The sequence below is a fragment of the Actinomadura sp. CNU-125 genome (assembly GCF_001942465.1).
Classification (GTDB): domain Bacteria; phylum Actinomycetota; class Actinomycetes; order Streptosporangiales; family Streptosporangiaceae; genus Spirillospora.
This window is the reverse complement of the sequence record NZ_MKJY01000552.1, coordinates 1-1,032: the sequence shown is the minus strand read 5'-3', so window position 1 is coordinate 1,032 and position 1,032 is coordinate 1. Positions and strand designations below refer to the sequence as shown.

1 protein-coding gene is annotated in these 1,032 nt (G+C 66.3%); it reads left to right on the top strand.

Annotation, left to right across the window (positions count from 1 at the left end):
• Positions 1 to 1,032, top strand: a 1,032-nt coding sequence (locus BJF79_RS40295; RefSeq protein WP_262403288.1) for an alpha-amylase family glycosyl hydrolase, incomplete at both ends; no start/stop codon positions are given.

The window sequence follows — 1,032 nt, the reverse complement described above, 5'->3', positions numbered from 1 at the left end:
CCCGCACTGGTTCAAGACGGCGGTGTTCTACGAGGTGTCGGTGCGCGGGTTCGCCGACTCCAACAACGACGGCTACGGCGACCTGCGCGGGCTCATCGGGAAGCTCGACCATCTGCAGTGGCTCGGCATCGACTGCCTCTGGCTCCTGCCGATCTACGAGTCGCCGCTCAAGGACGGCGGGTACGACATCGCCGAGTACACGAAGATCCTCCCGGAGTTCGGGGAGCTCGGGGACTTCGTGGAGCTGATCGAGGAGGCGCACGCGCGCGGGATCCGGGTGATCGCCGACCTCGTCATGAACCACACGTCCGACCGCCACCCGTGGTTCCAGGCGTCCCGCACCGATCCGGACGGCCCGTTCGGCGACTTCTACGTGTGGCACGACGACGACGAGAAGTACCCGGACGCGCGGATCATCTTCGTCGACACCGAGCAGTCGAACTGGACGTACGACCCGGTGCGCGGGCAGTACTACTGGCACCGCTTCTTCACGCACCAGCCCGACCTGAACTACGACAACCCCGATGTCCAGGACGCCATGCTGGAGAACCTGCGGTTCTGGCTCGACCTCGGCATCGACGGTTTCCGCCTCGACGCCGTCCCGTACCTGTACGAGCGCGAGGGGACGAACTGCGAGAACCTCCCCGAGACGCACGCGTACCTCAAGCGCGTGCGCGCCGAGGTCGATCGCCTCTACCCCGACCGCGTCCTGCTGGCCGAGGCGAACCAGTGGCCCGGCGACGTCGTGGAGTACTTCGGCGATCCGGGTGCGGGCGGCGACGAGTGCCACATGGCGTTCCACTTCCCGGTGATGCCGCGGATCTTCATGGCGGTGCGCCGCGAGCAGCGGTACCCCATCTCCGAGATCATGGCGCAGACCCCCAAGATCCCGGAGAACTGCCAGTGGGGCATCTTCCTGCGCAACCATGACGAGCTGACGCTGGAGATGGTCACCGACGAAGAGCGCGACTACATGTACGCCGAGTACGCGAAAGACCCGCGCATGAAGGCGAACATCGGCATCCGCCGCCG